The sequence below is a fragment of the Klebsiella sp. WP4-W18-ESBL-05 genome (assembly GCF_014169075.1).
Lineage (GTDB): Bacteria > Pseudomonadota > Gammaproteobacteria > Enterobacterales > Enterobacteriaceae > Kluyvera > Kluyvera ascorbata_B.
Window position 1 is genome coordinate 505990 of the sequence record NZ_AP022057.1, and the last position, 17832, is coordinate 523821.

The window sequence follows — 17832 nt, forward strand, 5'->3', positions numbered from 1 at the left end:
CTTACAGCGCGAAAAGTGTGAAAAAACGACACTTAGAAAAAAAGTTGAGAAAAGGGGTTGTGCAAAAAGCAAAGTTCCCTATAATGCGCACCCACTGAGACGGCAAACGTGAATCACTTCACACTAAATAGCCGGTTCGGTTGAAGAGAAAAAATCCTGAAAATCAGGGTTGACTCTGAAAGAGGAAAGCGTAATATACGCCACCTCGCAACAGTGAGCGAAAGCCGTGTTGCACTGCTCTTTAACAATTTATCAGACAATCTGTGTGGGCACTCGAAGATACGGATTCTTAACGTCGCAAGACGAAAAATGAATACCAAGTCTCTGAGTGAACACGTAATTCATTACGAAGTTTAATTCACGAGCATCAAACTTAAATTGAAGAGTTTGATCATGGCTCAGATTGAACGCTGGCGGCAGGCCTAACACATGCAAGTCGAACGGTAGCACAGAGAGCTTGCTCTCGGGTGACGAGTGGCGGACGGGTGAGTAATGTCTGGGAAACTGCCCGATGGAGGGGGATAACTACTGGAAACGGTAGCTAATACCGCATAACGTCGCAAGACCAAAGTGGGGGACCTTCGGGCCTCACACCATCGGATGTGCCCAGATGGGATTAGCTAGTAGGTGGGGTAACGGCTCACCTAGGCGACGATCCCTAGCTGGTCTGAGAGGATGACCAGCCACACTGGAACTGAGACACGGTCCAGACTCCTACGGGAGGCAGCAGTGGGGAATATTGCACAATGGGCGCAAGCCTGATGCAGCCATGCCGCGTGTATGAAGAAGGCCTTCGGGTTGTAAAGTACTTTCAGCGAGGAGGAAGGCATTAAGGTTAATAACCTTAGTGATTGACGTTACTCGCAGAAGAAGCACCGGCTAACTCCGTGCCAGCAGCCGCGGTAATACGGAGGGTGCAAGCGTTAATCGGAATTACTGGGCGTAAAGCGCACGCAGGCGGTTTGTTAAGTCAGATGTGAAATCCCCGGGCTCAACCTGGGAACTGCATTTGAAACTGGCAAGCTTGAGTCTCGTAGAGGGGGGTAGAATTCCAGGTGTAGCGGTGAAATGCGTAGAGATCTGGAGGAATACCGGTGGCGAAGGCGGCCCCCTGGACGAAGACTGACGCTCAGGTGCGAAAGCGTGGGGAGCAAACAGGATTAGATACCCTGGTAGTCCACGCCGTAAACGATGTCTATTTGGAGGTTGTTCCCTTGAGGAGTGGCTTCCGGAGCTAACGCGTTAAATAGACCGCCTGGGGAGTACGGCCGCAAGGTTAAAACTCAAATGAATTGACGGGGGCCCGCACAAGCGGTGGAGCATGTGGTTTAATTCGATGCAACGCGAAGAACCTTACCTACTCTTGACATCCAGAGAACTTAGCAGAGATGCTTTGGTGCCTTCGGGAACTCTGAGACAGGTGCTGCATGGCTGTCGTCAGCTCGTGTTGTGAAATGTTGGGTTAAGTCCCGCAACGAGCGCAACCCTTATCCTTTGTTGCCAGCGGTTCGGCCGGGAACTCAAAGGAGACTGCCAGTGATAAACTGGAGGAAGGTGGGGATGACGTCAAGTCATCATGGCCCTTACGAGTAGGGCTACACACGTGCTACAATGGCATATACAAAGAGAAGCGACCTCGCGAGAGCAAGCGGACCTCATAAAGTATGTCGTAGTCCGGATTGGAGTCTGCAACTCGACTCCATGAAGTCGGAATCGCTAGTAATCGTAGATCAGAATGCTACGGTGAATACGTTCCCGGGCCTTGTACACACCGCCCGTCACACCATGGGAGTGGGTTGCAAAAGAAGTAGGTAGCTTAACCTTCGGGAGGGCGCTTACCACTTTGTGATTCATGACTGGGGTGAAGTCGTAACAAGGTAACCGTAGGGGAACCTGCGGTTGGATCACCTCCTTACCTTAAAGAAGCGTTCTTTGAAGTGCTCACACAGATTGTCTGATGAAAAGTAAATAGCAAGGCGTCTTGCGATTGAGACTTCAGTGTCCCCTTCGTCTAGAGGCCCAGGACACCGCCCTTTCACGGCGGTAACAGGGGTTCGAATCCCCTAGGGGACGCCACTTGCTGGTTAGTGTGAGTGAAAGTCGCCGACCCCAATATCTCAAAACTTACCTTCGGGTGACGTTTGAGATATTTGCTCTTTAAAAATCTGGATCAAGCTGAAAATTGAAACGACACACTGTGTCTGTTCTCCGTAATAAGAACAGATAAGCGGTGTGTTCGAGTCTCTCAAATTTTCGCAACACGATGGTGTTTTACGAAACATCTTCGGGTTGTGAGGTTAAGCGACTAAGCGTACACGGTGGATGCCCTGGCAGTCAGAGGCGATGAAGGACGTGCTAATCTGCGATAAGCGTCGGTAAGGTGATATGAACCGTTATAACCGGCGATTTCCGAATGGGGAAACCCAGTGTGATTCGTCACACTATCATTACGTGAATACATAGCGTAATGAAGCGAACCGGGGGAACTGAAACATCTAAGTACCCCGAGGAAAAGAAATCAACCGAGATTCCCCCAGTAGCGGCGAGCGAACGGGGAGCAGCCCAGAGTCTGAATCAGCTTGTGTGTTAGTGGAACGGTCTGGAAAGTCCGACGGTACAGGGTGATAGTCCCGTACACCAAAATGCACAGGTTGTGAACTCGAAGAGTAGGGCGGGACACGTGGTATCCTGTCTGAATATGGGGGGACCATCCTCCAAGGCTAAATACTCCTGACTGACCGATAGTGAACCAGTACCGTGAGGGAAAGGCGAAAAGAACCCCGGCGAGGGGAGTGAAAAAGAACCTGAAACCGTGTACGTACAAGCAGTGGGAGCCTCTTTATGGGGTGACTGCGTACCTTTTGTATAATGGGTCAGCGACTTATATTCTGTAGCAAGGTTAACCGTATAGGGGAGCCGAAGGGAAACCGAGTCTTAACTGGGCGTTAAGTTGCAGGGTATAGACCCGAAACCCGGTGATCTAGCCATGGGCAGGTTGAAGGTTGGGTAACACTAACTGGAGGACCGAACCGACTAATGTTGAAAAATTAGCGGATGACTTGTGGCTGGGGGTGAAAGGCCAATCAAACCGGGAGATAGCTGGTTCTCCCCGAAAGCTATTTAGGTAGCGCCTCGTGAATTCATCTTCGGGGGTAGAGCACTGTTTCGGCTAGGGGGTCATCCCGACTTACCAACCCGATGCAAACTGCGAATACCGAAGAATGTTATCACGGGAGACACACGGCGGGTGCTAACGTCCGTCGTGAAGAGGGAAACAACCCAGACCGCCAGCTAAGGTCCCAAAGTCACAGTTAAGTGGGAAACGATGTGGGAAGGCTCAGACAGCCAGGATGTTGGCTTAGAAGCAGCCATCATTTAAAGAAAGCGTAATAGCTCACTGGTCGAGTCGGCCTGCGCGGAAGATGTAACGGGGCTAAACTGTGCACCGAAGCTGCGGCAGCGACACTATGTGTTGTTGGGTAGGGGAGCGTTCTGTAAGCCGTTGAAGGTGTCCTGTGAGGGGTGCTGGAGGTATCAGAAGTGCGAATGCTGACATAAGTAACGATAATGCGGGTGAAAAACCCGCACGCCGGAAGACCAAGGGTTCCTGTCCAACGTTAATCGGGGCAGGGTGAGTCGACCCCTAAGGCGAGGCCGAAAGGCGTAGTCGATGGGAAACAGGTTAATATTCCTGTACTTGGTGTTACTGCGAAGGGGGGACGGAGAAGGCTATGTTAGCCGGGCGACGGTTGTCCCGGTTTAAGCATGTAGGCGGGAAGTTTAGGTAAATCCGGACTTCTTTTAACGCTGAGGTGTGATGACGAGGCACTACGGTGCTGAAGTAACAAATGCCCTGCTTCCAGGAAAAGCCTCTAAGCATCAGGTAACATCAAATCGTACCCCAAACCGACACAGGTGGTCAGGTAGAGAATACCAAGGCGCTTGAGAGAACTCGGGTGAAGGAACTAGGCAAAATGGTGCCGTAACTTCGGGAGAAGGCACGCTGATATGTAGGTGAAGTGATTTACTCATGGAGCTGAAATCAGTCGAAGATACCAGCTGGCTGCAACTGTTTATTAAAAACACAGCACTGTGCAAACACGAAAGTGGACGTATACGGTGTGACGCCTGCCCGGTGCCGGAAGGTTAATTGATGGGGTTAGCGGCAACGCGAAGCTCTTGATCGAAGCCCCGGTAAACGGCGGCCGTAACTATAACGGTCCTAAGGTAGCGAAATTCCTTGTCGGGTAAGTTCCGACCTGCACGAATGGCGTAATGATGGCCAGGCTGTCTCCACCCGAGACTCAGTGAAATTGAACTCGCTGTGAAGATGCAGTGTACCCGCGGCAAGACGGAAAGACCCCGTGAACCTTTACTATAGCTTGACACTGAACACTGGTCCTTGATGTGTAGGATAGGTGGGAGGCTTTGAAGCGCGGACGCCAGTTCGTGTGGAGCCAACCTTGAAATACCACCCTTTAATGGCTGGTGTTCTAACGTAGACCCGTAATCCGGGTTGCGGACAGTGTCTGGTGGGTAGTTTGACTGGGGCGGTCTCCTCCTAAAGAGTAACGGAGGAGCACGAAGGTTAGCTAATCCTGGTCGGACATCAGGAGGTTAGTGCAAAGGCATAAGCTAGCTTGACTGCGAGAGTGACGGCTCGAGCAGGTGCGAAAGCAGGTCTTAGTGATCCGGTGGTTCTGAATGGAAGGGCCATCGCTCAACGGATAAAAGGTACTCCGGGGATAACAGGCTGATACCGCCCAAGAGTTCATATCGACGGCGGTGTTTGGCACCTCGATGTCGGCTCATCACATCCTGGGGCTGAAGTAGGTCCCAAGGGTATGGCTGTTCGCCATTTAAAGTGGTACGCGAGCTGGGTTTAGAACGTCGTGAGACAGTTCGGTCCCTATCTGCCGTGGGCGCTGGAGAATTGAGGGGGGCTGCTCCTAGTACGAGAGGACCGGAGTGGACGCATCACTGGTGTTCGGGTTGTCATGCCAATGGCATTGCCCGGTAGCTAAATGCGGAAGAGATAAGTGCTGAAAGCATCTAAGCACGAAACTTGCCCCGAGATGAGTTCTCCCTGACTCCTTGAGAGTCCTGAAGGAACGTTAAAGACGATGACGTTGATAGGTCGGGTGTGTAAGTGTAGCGATACATTGAGCTAACCGATACTAATGAACCGTGAGGCTTAACCTTACAACGCCGAAGATGTTTTGGCGAAGAGACAGACATCATATTCAGCTTGATTACAGATTACATTGACCGGCGAAAAGCGGGTTAATAACAGAATTTGCCTGGCGGCCGTAGCGCGGTGGTCCCACCTGACCCCATGCCGAACTCAGAAGTGAAACGCCGTAGCGCCGATGGTAGTGTGGGGTCTCCCCATGCGAGAGTAGGGAACTGCCAGGCATCAAATTTAGCGTGCTGATATGGCTCAGTTGGTAGAGCGCACCCTTGGTAAGGGTGAGGTCCCCAGTTCGACTCTGGGTATCAGCACCACTTTTTTAGGTTAAAGTTCGGCGCTTAGTAAAGAATTTGCCTGGCGGCCGTAGCGCGGTGGTCCCACCTGACCCCATGCCGAACTCAGAAGTGAAACGCCGTAGCGCCGATGGTAGTGTGGGGTCTCCCCATGCGAGAGTAGGGAACTGCCAGGCATCAAATAAAGCAGAAGGCCATCCGAAAGGATGGCCTTTTTGCGTTGGCGCAAAAAATAAAACAGCCACTGTTTCCGGTTGTCTACCTAGCTCAAGTGTCTGACTGAATTATCATTTACGTAATGCTGACCTCCTCGACGTGCTGACCGTCGTGCGTTATCCGGCTTACAGATTAACCTGCAGGGTATTACCCGTTAAATATTTAATAGAATGTTAACGCTAGATGGGAAATAAAGAGATGTGTTATCTCTTTATTCTTTATGACGTTATTTATTCTGAACAGAATAAACAATACAGATCTATTACGCATAAAAAACGCGCTGGTATTATCTTCACAATAATAGTCAGCGCGAGAGGAGGTCTGGAGGAACGGCATCCTCCCACCATTAGGTTATTTCGTCAGCGCTACAATGCCCAACGTCAACCCTGCCAGCGCCGCTGCGCCGCCGGCGATCGCGCCAGCTGTTTCCCAGTTATCTTGCGTGGTGCCTTTCATGCAGGTATTGGTGTGAACCAGTCGTCCCTGGTCGTCATAGACCGGTACGCAAGGGGAGTCGTGCGCACAGCCTGCCAGCAGCGTTGCCAGCAGCGTCACCAGAATAAATTTTTTCATGATATAGCCTCTGAATAATCCGTTTCATTACGCCCGTCAGGAACGTATTACGGAATGGCTTATTTTATCACCTGTACACGGGCTTTCTGATAGGGGAAATAATCTCAATTTATGTGTTACGTAAATATCATGGAGAAGACGAGAGATTATCCGCCGGATTATGCAGAAATAATGCAGAAGAAAATAACGGAATGGTGTATTGGTTAGGGAAGGTGCGAACAAGTTCCTGATATGAGATCATCATATTCATCCGGAGCGCATCCCAGAGGGACATCATGAGCCATCAACTCACCTTCGCCGATAGTGAATTCAGCACTAAGCGCCGTCAGACCCGAAAAGAGATTTTCCTCTCCCGCATGGAGCAGATTCTGCCATGGCAGAATATGACCGCTGTCATCGAGCCGTTTTATCCCAAGGCGGGCAATGGCCGACGGCCCTATCCGCTGGAGACCATGCTGCGTATTCACTGCATGCAGCATTGGTACAACCTGAGCGACGGTGCCATGGAAGATGCCCTGTACGAAATCGCCTCCATGCGCCTGTTTGCCCGATTATCCCTGGATAGCGCCCTGCCGGATCGCACCACCATCATGAATTTCCGCCACCTGCTCGAGCAGCATCAACTGGCCCGTCAATTGTTCAAGACCATCAATCGCTGGCTGGCCGAAGCAGGCGTCATGATGACCCAAGGCACTTTGGTGGATGCCACCATCATTGAGGCACCCAGCTCTACCAAGAACAAAGAGCAGCAACGCGATCCGGAGATGCATCAGACCAAGAAAGGCAATCAGTGGCACTTTGGCATGAAGGCCCACATTGGTGTCGATGCCAAGAGTGGCCTGACCCACAGCCTAGTCACCACCGCGGCCAACGAGCATGACCTCAATCAGCTGGGTAATCTGCTTCATGGAGAGGAGCAATTTGTCTCAGCCGATGCCGGCTACCAAGGAGCGCCACAGCGCGAGGAGCTGGCCGAGGTGGATGTGGACTGGCTGATCGCCGAGCGTCCCGGCAAGGTAAAAACCTTGAAGCAGCATCCGCGCAAGAACAAAACGGCCATCAACATCGAATACATGAAAGCCAGCATCCGTGCCAGGGTGGAGCACCCGTTTCGCATCATCAAGCGGCAGTTCGGCTTCGTGAAAGCCAGATACAAGGGGCTGCTGAAAAACGATAACCAACTGGCGATGTTATTCACCCTGGCCAACCTGTTTCGGGTGGACCAAATGATACGTCAGTGGGAGAGATCTCAGTAAAAACCGGAAATAACGCCAGAAATGGTGGAAAAAATAGCCTAAATAGGCTGATTCGATGTGTTTGCGGGAAAAAAATCGGCCCAGATCCGCGAAATTTTAATCAGCGAGTCAGCTTGGGAAGAAATGACCTGCTTATTCGCACCTTCCTTAGCACTGTCGGTGGATGTGATTGCTAATGTATTGAGTTTACTGCGATTGCGAAACTTTGGATATAAAAAAGGCGCCCGAAGGCGCCCTGTCATGAAGCATTTTGTCGATTACTCACGGTGTCGACTGAAGCGTCGTCTGACAACGACGAAGAACACTGGTACGAAGAAGATGGCAAGCAAGGTAGCCGTCAACATCCCACCCATAACACCGGTGCCGACCGCATTCTGCGCGCCGCTCCCTGCACCTCGACTGATGACCAACGGCATAACGCCGAGAATAAAGGCGAGCGAGGTCATCAGAATGGGGCGCAGGCGCATGCGTGACGCTTCAAGCGTAGCTTCAATAACCCCTTTGCCCTCTTTCTCCATGAGATCCTTGGCGAACTCGACGATCAAAATGGCGTTCTTCGCCGATAGGCCTATCGTCGTCAGCAGACCCACCTGGAAGTAAACGTCGTTATTCAGACCGCGCAATGAGGCTGCCAGCAGCGCACCCACAACGCCCAGCGGAACAACCAGCATAACCGAAAATGGGATTGACCAGCTCTCATAGAGCGCGGCCAGGCACAAAAAGACCACAATCAGCGAAATAGCATAAAGCGCTGGCGCCTGGTTTCCGGATAAGCGTTCCTGGTACGACATTCCTGTCCAATCGAAGCCGATGCCAGACGGCAGCCTGCTGGCCAGTTGTTCCATCAGCGCCATCGCCTCGCCGGTACTTTTACCCGGCGCCGCTTCCCCCATAATTTCCATGGAAGGCAGACCGTTGTAGCGTTCCAGGCGTGGAGAGCCGTAAACCCAACGTGAGCTGACGAAAGCGGAGAATGGCACCATTTCGCCATTGCTGCTGCGCACATACATATTGTTGACATCGCCCGGCAGCATGCGGAATTTGGCATCTGCCTGAACATACACCTTCTTCACACGACCGCGATCGATAAAGTCGTTAACGTAGGCGCCACCTAGCGCCGCCGAGATAGTCTGGTTAATATCCGACAGCGAAACGCCCAACGCCTGCGCTTTTTCCTGATCGACTTCAAGTTTGAACTGTGCGGTATCTTCCAGACCATTAGGGCGTACGCGCACTAACTGGTCCGGATGCTGCTGCACCATACCCAGCAGCTGATTGCGTGCCTGAGTGAGCGCCGTGTGGCCAAGGTTGCCCTGATCGATGAGCTCGAAGTCAAACCCGGTCGCCGTGCCCAGCTCGATAATCGCCGGCATGTTGAAAGGGAACACCATGGCGTCTTTTATCTGGCTAAAGGCCATCGTCGCCCGCTTGATAATAGCCCCTACGCCGTTTTCATCACCGCTGCGCGTCTCCCAGGGCTTGAGGCTAACGAAGGCCATGCCTGCGTTCTGACCCTGGCCGCTGAAGCTAAAACCGTTGACGGTAAAGACGCTTTCAACGTTGGCCTTCTCGTTGTTCAGGTAATACTGAGTGACCGTATCCAGCACCTTCTGCGTACGTTCTTGCGTCGCACCGGCGGGCAGTTGGACCATCGTCAGGAATACGCCCTGATCTTCATCCGGTAAGAACGAGGTGGGCAGACGGACAAACAGCAGCGCCATCCCGACCACGATCAGCACGTAGATAACCAGATAGCGCCCGGTATTGCGCAGAATGCCGCTTACGCTGTGGGTGTAATGGTTTACGCTACGATCAAATTTATTGTTGAACCACGCGAAGAACCCTTTCTTTTCGTGATGCCCGGCCGCGCTGGGCTTCAGTAACGTCGCGCACAGCGCAGGTGTCAGAATCAACGCAACCAGCACCGACAGCGCCATTGCCGACACGATGGTAATGGAGAACTGTCGATAAATGGCACCAGTAGAGCCACCGAAGAAGGCCATCGGTACAAAGACCGCCGACAGCACCATGGCAATACCAACCAGCGCCCCCTGGATCTGCGACATCGATTTTTCCGTCGCTTCGACCGGAGAGAGCCGCTCTTCCACCATCACGCGCTCGACGTTTTCGACCACCACAATGGCATCATCGACTAACAGGCCTATTGCAAGCACCATACCGAACATCGTCAGGGTATTTATCGAATAGCCGAACATCGCCAGCACGGCGAAGGTGCCCAGCAGCACCACCGGCACGGCAATGGTCGGAATCAGCGTGGCGCGCATATTTTGCAGGAACAGATACATCACGAGAAAGACGAGAATGATGGCCTCAAACAGCGTCTTGATCACTTCATGAATCGAAATAGTGACGAAAGGCGTGGTGTCATAGGGATAGACGACCTTCATTCCCTGCGGAAAGAACGGCTGCAGCTCCGCCAGCTTCGCCTTAATGGCATTGGCGGTATCCAGCGCGTTCGCGCCGGTGGCAAGCTTAATACCGAGCCCCGAAGCTGGCTTTCCGTTGATGCGGGCAACCACGTTGTAGTTCTCGCCGCCCAGCTCAATTTTTGCAACATCGCTCAAGTGAACGACAGAACCGTCGGCGTTGACGCGGAGGGTAATATTGCCAAACTCCGCCGGATCTTTCAGCCGCGTTTGGGCAATGATTGAGGCGTTGAGCTGCTGCCCCTTCACGGCAGGCGTACCGCCCAACTGGCCCGCGGCAATCTGGTTATTCTGCACCTTCAACTGATTGATCACGTCAACCGGCGTCAGGTTGTACTTGTTGAGCTGATTGTTGTCGAGCCAGATACGCATTGCGTACTGAGCACCGAACAGCTGCACGTCGCCCACGCCGTTCAGTCGGCTGATGGGGTCTTTTACGTTGGAAGCAATATAGTCAGAAATATCGTCCTGAATGGTCTTCGGGTTATCGGAGATAAACCCGGCAACCAGCAGGAAGCTGCTGCTTGATTTCTCAACGCTGATTCCCTGCTGCTGTACTTCCTGCGGCAAGAGAGGGGTAGCCAGCTGCAGCTTGTTCTGCACCTGCACCTGTGCGATGTCCGGATCGGTCCCTGAATTAAAGGTCAAGGTAATGGTCACCGATCCCGCGGAGTCGCTGGTTGAGGACATATACATCAGGTTATCGATACCGTTCATATTCTGTTCGATAACCTGCGTCACGGTATCCTGCACGGTCTGCGCGTCTGCTCCGGGGTAGTTGGCAGAAATCGCCACGGCAGGCGGCGCAATGGTCGGATACTGGGCGATAGGCAGCTGTAAAATAGCTAGCCCACCCGCAATCATCATAATGATCGCCAGAACCCAGGCGAATACCGGGCGATGGATAAAAAACTTAGACATAGGATAGCTACCTTATTGCGCAGCCGGAGCCGCGGTGTCCTCTTCTGCTTTGACGGTGACGCCCGGATGTACTTTCTGCAGCCCGCTGACGATAACCTTCTCACCGGCCTTCAGGCCGCTGGTGACCAGCCACTGGTCGCCTACGGCTTGCGCCGCCACCACGTTGCGGATTTCTACCTGATTTTTGTCGTTCACCAGCAGTACGGTGGCATCGCCGCGCGGCGTACGGGTGACGCCCTGCTGTGGTACCAGCATTGCGCTCGGGTTGACTCCCTCATCGATGCGCGCGCGTACAAACATGCCCGGCAGCAGCGTATGCTGAGGGTTAGGGAATAGTGCGCGTAGCGTAATGGAGCCGGTGCTCTCATCAACGGTGACGTCAGAAAACTGCAGAGAACCTTTCAGCGCGTAGGGTTGACCGTTTTCCATTAGCAATTGAACGCTTTTGGCACCTTCGCCCTGTTGCAGGCTTTCTTGTTTCAGACGCATAAAATCACTGCTGGACTGAGTCACATCGACGTAGATGGGATCGAGCTGCTGCACCGTGGCCATGGCTTCCGCCTGGCCGTTGGTAACCAGCGCGCCTTCCGTTACGCTGGATTTACCGATACGGCCGGTAATGGGAGAGGTCACTTTGGTGTAGGCCAGATTAATACGCGCACTCTCAACGGCGGCTTTCGCGGCCATAACATCGGCGTCAGCCTGGCGCGCGGTAGCCACGGCCTGATCGTAATCCTGCTGGCTGATATATTTCGTTCCCAGCAGCGGGACGTAGCGTTTGACCGTCAGATGTGCGATGGCGGCGGCGGCTTCCGCTTTAGATGCATCGCCTTTGGCGCTGTCATACGCAGCCTGGTAGGTTGCAGGGTCTATCTGATAAAGCGATTGCCCGGCTTCAATATCGCTCCCTTCTACAAAGTTGCGCTTCAGAATAATGCCGCTGACCTGCGGTCGCACCTCCGCGACGCGAAACGCGGAAGTACGGCCCGGCAGTTCCGTGGTGATAGAGAGCGGTGCGTTGTTCACGATGTGAACGATGACCTGAGGTGTGGGCGCATGCGCCTGCTGATCTCCAGAATTATCGCAGCCGCTCAGTAATGTCGCAGAGATAATTAAGCTGGATAAGAGTGTAATCCTGGCGTGGCTCGTCATTGCGGTTCCTTATAGATTGATAGCCATTTTTGACCACGAATCTGAGAAAGAAAGGGAGAATAGAAACAGTTCGATATCCTACAAATAAATATCGGTGGATGTAAGTGATAGTTATTTTTAACAGAATGCCAGGGCACGGAAACACAAAAATAGCAGGAATGGAGAATTCTCCAGATAAAATAGAGGTGGTTGTTATTTGCGTGGTGAATATGATTGCGTGAAATATATGTATTTTTGATTTATTAATTTTCAATAACCATCAAACTTTTTGGTAAAATTTATCTGTCACGCGGTGGTAAATTAGCTGGAGTATTCCATTCACCGCTTATTCAGCGGCAGGCGACCGATGGTATGGCCAGAAAAACACGGGAAGAGGCGCTCAAAACGCGCCAGCTGCTGCTGGACGTGGCAATTGAGCAGTTCGCGTTACGCGGAGTCAGTAACACGACGCTGACCGATATCGCCGCGGCTGCCGGCGTGACGCGCGGTGCCGTATATTGGCATTTCGTCAGTAAGAGTGAGCTGTTTAATGCCATGTGGCAAGCGCAGCTCCCGCTGCGCGATCTTATTCATCATAAATTGATACCAATAGAGCATGAAAATCCGTTGCTGGCGCTGAGGAATAAATTCGTGGCGGGGCTGCAATATATAGCCGAAACGCCGAGGCAGAAAGCGCTGATGCAAATTTTGTATCACAAGTGTGAATTTACCAGCGATATGATGTCGGAGCAGGATATCAGGCAGAAAATCGGGTTTGACTATAATACCGTGCGGGGTATTTTACAGACATGCGTACGTAACCGATTATTACCTGTAGATACAAATATTGAGATTATATTGATTGTCTTGCATAGCGCATTTATCGGCATCATTAAAAACTGGCTTATGGAACCACGGCAATTTGATCTCTATCAGCAGGCTCCGCTGCTGGTGGATAATATTATGTCTGTTCTCTGCGACTCACATCTTTGGGCTGCCTCGCCGGTACGGGCGGCGAAGGGTTGATTTTGGCCTCGCGAACGGGGCTGAAAAGATTTCATCTCGTTACGCTTTCCCTGTTGCGGCCATGCGCAATCTGTCATCTTATCGATAACTTACCGTGCTTATCATGAGGTGCTTATGAAATGTGTGTCTCGCCAGATTGGCGATTTTGAAGTCATTGCATTGAGCGACGGAAACATGTCCGCCAGTCTGGATTTGCTCTCAGGCATTACGACAACGGATGCCGGCGAGATTCAGCGCAGCGCTGGCGTAACGGATCCCGGCAACCTGCACATTTATGGCTATCTGATTCGCGGGCGCGGGCGAACGATTCTGGTTGATTCTGGTACGGGAGGAGCAAACAACGTCGGTGGCCAGCTCGCTGGGCATTTACAGGACTTTGGGGTTGTGCCGCAGGCGGTAGACACGTTGCTGTTGACGCATGCGCATCCGGACCATATCGGCGGTCTGCTGAACGAGGCGGGCGATGCGGTGTATCCCAATGCACAGCTGTACCTCCATCCGAATGAAGTCGCTTTCTGGCAAGATGATGAACGTCTGGCGCAGGCGAACGAGCGGGCGCAGCGCAATTTCACCCGGGCAAGGCGGACGCTGGCGGTATACGGCGAAAGGGTCCATCTGCTGGACGACAAGCCGATCGTAGAAGGCATTCGGCCTGTTGCACTACCGGGCCATACGCCGGGGCATACGGGCTATCGGATTGACTCGCCGCAGGAAAGCCTGATTATCTGGGGGGACATCGTACATTTCCCCTATATTCAGACCGCGCAGCCGGATGTGTCTATTGCGTTTGATATCGATCCTGAGCAGGCGAAGGCATCACGTAAACGGATTCTGGCTCAGGCGGTGCAGGAAAAGCTGCTGGTGGCGGGAATGCACTTTGGCGGGTCTGGCTTCGCGCGGGTCATCCCTGAAGGTCAGGGCTATCGTATGGTGTATTGCGAAGCATAAGCAGGCAATAAAAAAGGCGCATCCCCATGCCGAGTAGCGCCTTTTCTATCAACAACATAACTGATTAGTATCAGTTCATGCCGTACTGTCAAACTTCCTGTTTTTATGTTTTTCTATGATTATTATATTCCTTATAAAATCAATTATTTAAGAAAAATAATGACTGTATATTGTTCCAGTGCTTTTTGTTGTTTATGCTGTTGTGCAACGAATTCTGTATAAACATTTGTATAAACACTTTGGGCTGGGTGGTGGTTTATGGCTGGCGAACTTAACAAACTGAGCGACAGGAAGTTAAAGGGATTACATGGCATCCCGGCCAGTAAGATTGAGTTTTATGCTGATGGTGCCGGGTTGAGCGCGAAGGTAACGAAAGCTGGCGGTATTAGCTGGGTGTTTACTTACAGACTCGACGGGCAGAAGCTGCACCGGCTGACTCTGGGGCGCTACCCGGATATGAGTCTCAAAGAGGCCCGTTCCTCGCGTGATAAATGTCGCCAGTGGTTGGCTTCAGGTAAAGACCCAAAGCACCAGTTGGCGCTAACTACTCAGGAAACGCTTAAACCGGTTACGGTGCAGGAAGCTATCGAATACTGGATACGCGAATATGCGGAAGAAAACCGTGCGAACGTTGAGCGGCATAAAGCGGAGTTACGCAAACATATTTACCCTTACATTGGGAAAATGGCGCTCGCTGACTGCGAAACTCGATACTGGCTTGACTGTTTTGACAGAATGAAAAAGAAAACGCCAGTTGCAGCGGGTTATGTATTCCAGATGTGTAAGCAGGCCCTGAAATTCTGTCGTGTTCGCCGCTACGCCGTCAGTACCGCCCTTGAGGATTTGAGTATTCCCGATGTTGGTAAAAAGCAGGCGAAAAAAGATCGGGTATTGAAAGATAAAGAGGTTGGGGGATTGTGGGCTGCGATATCGTCCGGTGATGTTTTTTTGCCTTACTACACAAACTTGCTCAGAATCGCCACTTTATTCGGTTGCCGAACCCAAGAGGCCAGATTATCAGAGTGGACCGAATGGGATATGGATGCGTGGGTGTGGACTGTTCCGAAAGCACATAGTAAAGGTGGTGAAAAAATTGTACGCCCTGTTCCGGAGGCGATGCACTCATTTATTAAAATGCTCCACGATGAGACAAAATCATCCGGCTATCTTCTCGGAGTAGTGAAGAATAGCGAGGCAGTTAGCCAGTGGGGCCGTAGCGTTTATAAAAAACTGGGGCACTCTGAACCCTGGACTTTACATGATCTACGGCGAACTCTTGCAACGCATATGAATGATATGGGTATCGCTCCACACGTTGTTGAACAGTTGCTGGGCCACTCAATGCCGGGGGTTATGGCTATTTATAACCGTAGTCTGTACTTGCCTGAGAAGCTGGACGCGCTGAACAAATGGTATGACCGCTTAGAACTTCTTGCAGGTAATCATCAAAATGTGGTTCTGTTATCTGTAACGAATAGAAATTAAACTGATATTGCGGGCCTAGGTCGGCCAACCGAAAAGCGGGATACCCTACCTGCCTGGCCCGCAAATTATTTAGGGGCGTTGAGGGTGACGGTATGGGTATGCCATTACGTGAGTATTATCCTATAACTCGAGTGGCTAGTTTATTAGGATATGAAACAAATGATCTTTTACACTGTGATGTAGCCCCCTGAAACACCGGACAGTAGCTGTATCTCCAGATAAGAGATAGGCTTGAATATATGTCTAACACTAACGCCAATTTTGAGATGACCGGGATCCTGTTAGGGCAAGAAGTCCGTAAACGTAAAACTCCTCAGGAGAAGATCGCCATTATCCAGCAGACGATGGAGCCGGGTATGAATGTCTCCCATGTCGCCCGCCTGCATGGTATCCAGCCCAGCCTGCTGTTTAAGTGGAAGAAGCAATATCAGGAAGGCAGCCTCACCGCCGTTGCGGCTGGAGAGGAAGTCGTTCCTGCTTCTGAGCTTACTGCTGCTCTGAAGCAGGTCCGGGAGCTTCAGCGCCTTCTGGGCAAGAAAACGATGGAAGTTGAGATCCTGAAAGAAGCCGTGGAGTACGGTCAGTCGCGAAAATGGATAGCGCACGCGCCCTTGTTGCCAAAGGACGGGGAATAGCCATGGTCAGCCGGACCATGGGCGTGTCGCGTGCGCAACTGTCACTGCGGATTAACCGTTCTGCCGACTGGCAGGACAGGCGCTGTAACCGGCGTAATGAAGAAGCAGACGCAGAAATACTGTCGGCTATCCTCAACATTATCAGCGATATGCCGAGTTATGGTTATCGACGCGTGTGGGGCATCCTGCGCAAGCAACGTCGCACAGAGGGACAGCCACCTGTGAATGCCAAACGGCTTTACAGGATAATGAGCGAGCATAACCTGTTGTTGTTGCATCACAAACCAGAGCGACCGAAGCGTGAACATAAGGGCAAGATAGCGGTGGCAGAAAGCGATATGCGCTGGTGTTCAGATGGCTTCGAGTTCGGCTGCGACAACGGCGAAAAACTGCGGGTAACGTTCGCGCTGGACTGCTGCGACCGTGAGGCCATAGACTGGGCAGCAAGCACGGGAGGCTATGACAGTTCGACCGTGCAGGATGTGATGCTGAGGTCGGTGGAAAAGCGCTTCGGCGACAGGTTGCCCGACACAGCGGTGCAGTGGCTGACGGATAACGGTTCAGCGTATACCGCGTATGAAACGCGGAGGTTCGCGAGAGAGCTGAATCTGGAGCCCTGCACAACAGCGGTGAGCAGCCCGCAGAGTAATGGCATGGCCGAACGGTTCGTGAAAACGATGAAAGAAGACTATATCGCGTTCATGCCAAAACCGGATGTGAGAACAGCACTGCGAAACCTTGCAGTAGCGTTCACGCATTACAATGAAAACCACCCGCACAGCGCGCTGGGATATCACTCCCCGAGGGAATACCGGCGGCAGCGGACATCGTTAACTTAAGATACAAAAGCTGTTCGGAGATGGAGGGTCAAGATCATGATCTTTTACACTGGGCCTCTATTGGTTCAATACGATTATTTATTAATTTCGATGTAACTAACTTAACAAAAGGGTATGTTGTATTCACAGATGAAGGCCTGTCTTTGAGAACGAAATTCATTGAAAAAGGTATCGCTTCTGATTCGTTTTCGAGGGTCTATAATTTAAAAAATATTAGGGATATTAACTACCCAGATCCAAAAATAAATTATGATGGAAGTGAGCTTATTTTAAAGGATGCATTGGAGTGTGGGTTTAGTGGTTTTTGGCAACTACCTAAAACATTCTTTGGATTGACCGAGCTTTATGATATTCATCCTCAATTCTTTCAGGTGTGGATGTCAGTATCGAACAAGATGATAGTTAATTTTAATAGTGAGGAACCTATTGATTTTGATTTGGATGATATCTATGTCATGAAAAATGACTTTATCATGTTAAGAGATAGTAGAGATGGTGAGTCATTACCTAGTTTTTATAATGGCGGTGTATTACCTCCTGATACTGAAGTTTCAACAGCCGCGCTAAATCCGGGGAGGGCAGAACATCATGCAAAAAAGAGAGAAGAAGTATTAAAAGCTGCCATTTATATTAAACATTGCCACCCCGAACTGTGTGACAATTATACCAACTGGGCTAATGCTATTAGTGACCATGCTCATAAATTTTGGAACAGTGGTGAAGCACCCTTATCGATTAAAACGATTGCTGCATTAATTGGTGAGGCTCATAGGCTACCAACACCATCATCGTAAGCAGGTTCCCGAGTTAGGGAAGGTGCGAACAAGTTCCTGATATGAGATCATCATATTCATCCGGAGCGCATCCCAGA

Annotated in this window: 10 protein-coding genes, 2 tRNA genes and 4 rRNA genes; 13 read left to right on the forward strand and 3 right to left on the reverse strand. The window is 51.4% G+C overall.

Features of this window, described 5'->3' with window-relative positions:
* Positions 1-375: 375 nt before the first annotated feature.
* The 6 genes from H7R58_RS02470 (at position 376) to rrf (H7R58_RS02495) (ending at position 5660) form a co-directional block, all read left to right on the forward strand.
* A 16S ribosomal RNA gene (locus H7R58_RS02470) occupies positions 376-1915 on the forward strand.
* Between the two features lie 85 nt (positions 1916-2000).
* Positions 2001-2076 (forward strand) — tRNA-Glu (locus H7R58_RS02475).
* A gap of 219 nt (positions 2077-2295) precedes the next feature.
* Positions 2296-5202: ribosomal RNA gene (locus tag H7R58_RS02480) — 23S ribosomal RNA — on the forward strand.
* Between the two features lie 97 nt (positions 5203-5299).
* A 5S ribosomal RNA gene (gene rrf / locus H7R58_RS02485) occupies positions 5300-5415 on the forward strand.
* 14 nt (positions 5416-5429) lie between these two features.
* Positions 5430-5505 (forward strand) — tRNA-Thr (locus tag H7R58_RS02490).
* Positions 5506-5544: 39 nt separating this feature from the next.
* Positions 5545-5660: ribosomal RNA gene (rrf, locus tag H7R58_RS02495) — 5S ribosomal RNA — on the forward strand.
* Together the 16S, 23S and 5S rRNA genes with 2 tRNA genes alongside form the textbook arrangement of a ribosomal RNA operon.
* A 391-nt stretch (positions 5661-6051) precedes the next feature.
* Here rrf (H7R58_RS02495) and H7R58_RS02500 read toward each other — a convergent pair.
* On the reverse strand, positions 6052-6273 hold the full coding sequence (locus H7R58_RS02500; protein ID WP_035891258.1) for a lipoprotein: 222 nt from the start codon (positions 6271-6273) through the stop codon (positions 6052-6054).
* Between the two features lie 275 nt (positions 6274-6548).
* Between H7R58_RS02500 and H7R58_RS02505 the strand changes: the two genes are divergently transcribed.
* Together H7R58_RS02505 and H7R58_RS25480 are read left to right on the forward strand one after the other, a co-directional pair.
* Positions 6549-7529 carry an IS5-like element ISKpn26 family transposase gene (locus H7R58_RS02505; protein WP_000019445.1) on the forward strand — a complete coding sequence of 327 codons (981 nt, stop codon included), beginning with the start codon at positions 6549-6551 and terminating at the stop codon, positions 7527-7529.
* Positions 7511-7705 carry a hypothetical protein gene (locus H7R58_RS25480; RefSeq protein WP_320108691.1) on the forward strand — a complete coding sequence of 65 codons (195 nt, stop codon included), beginning with the start codon at positions 7511-7513 and terminating at the stop codon, positions 7703-7705. Before H7R58_RS02505 ends, H7R58_RS25480 begins: the two co-directional genes overlap by 19 nt.
* An 81-nt stretch (positions 7706-7786) precedes the next feature.
* Here H7R58_RS25480 and H7R58_RS02510 read toward each other — a convergent pair whose 3' ends face one another.
* Positions 7787-10897, reverse strand: a complete 3111-nt coding sequence (locus H7R58_RS02510) for an efflux RND transporter permease subunit (protein WP_182929922.1) — start codon at positions 10895-10897, stop codon at positions 7787-7789.
* A 12-nt stretch (positions 10898-10909) separates the two neighbouring features.
* Positions 10910-12049: an efflux RND transporter periplasmic adaptor subunit gene (locus H7R58_RS02515; protein ID WP_106931005.1), complete on the reverse strand. Its 1140-nt coding sequence runs from the start codon at positions 12047-12049 to the stop codon at positions 10910-10912.
* Between the two features lie 351 nt (positions 12050-12400).
* Here H7R58_RS02515 and envR point away from each other — a divergent pair, with 351 nt between their 5' ends.
* The 5 genes from envR (at position 12401) to H7R58_RS02540 (ending at position 17755) form a co-directional block, all read left to right on the forward strand.
* A complete protein-coding gene (gene envR, locus H7R58_RS02520; protein ID WP_106931003.1) occupies positions 12401-13054 on the forward strand; it encodes an acrEF/envCD operon transcriptional regulator in 654 nt (217 codons plus the stop codon).
* 114 nt (positions 13055-13168) lie between these two features.
* A complete protein-coding gene (locus H7R58_RS02525; RefSeq protein WP_106931001.1) occupies positions 13169-14002 on the forward strand; it encodes an MBL fold metallo-hydrolase in 834 nt (277 codons plus the stop codon).
* 258 nt (positions 14003-14260) lie between these two features.
* Complete coding sequence (locus H7R58_RS02530; RefSeq protein ID WP_182929923.1) at positions 14261-15487, forward strand: tyrosine-type recombinase/integrase; 1227 nt, start codon at positions 14261-14263, stop codon at positions 15485-15487.
* A 266-nt stretch (positions 15488-15753) separates the two neighbouring features.
* Positions 15754-16961 (forward strand): IS3 family transposase gene (locus H7R58_RS02535; protein WP_089617520.1). Its coding sequence is split into 2 segments (ribosomal slippage): positions 15754-16075 and positions 16075-16961, totalling 1209 coding nucleotides; the frame shifts between segments, so codons are not numbered across the junction.
* Between the two features lie 20 nt (positions 16962-16981).
* Positions 16982-17755 carry a hypothetical protein gene (locus H7R58_RS02540; RefSeq protein ID WP_182934584.1) on the forward strand — a complete coding sequence of 258 codons (774 nt, stop codon included), beginning with the start codon at positions 16982-16984 and terminating at the stop codon, positions 17753-17755.
* Positions 17756-17832 lie beyond the last annotated feature (77 nt).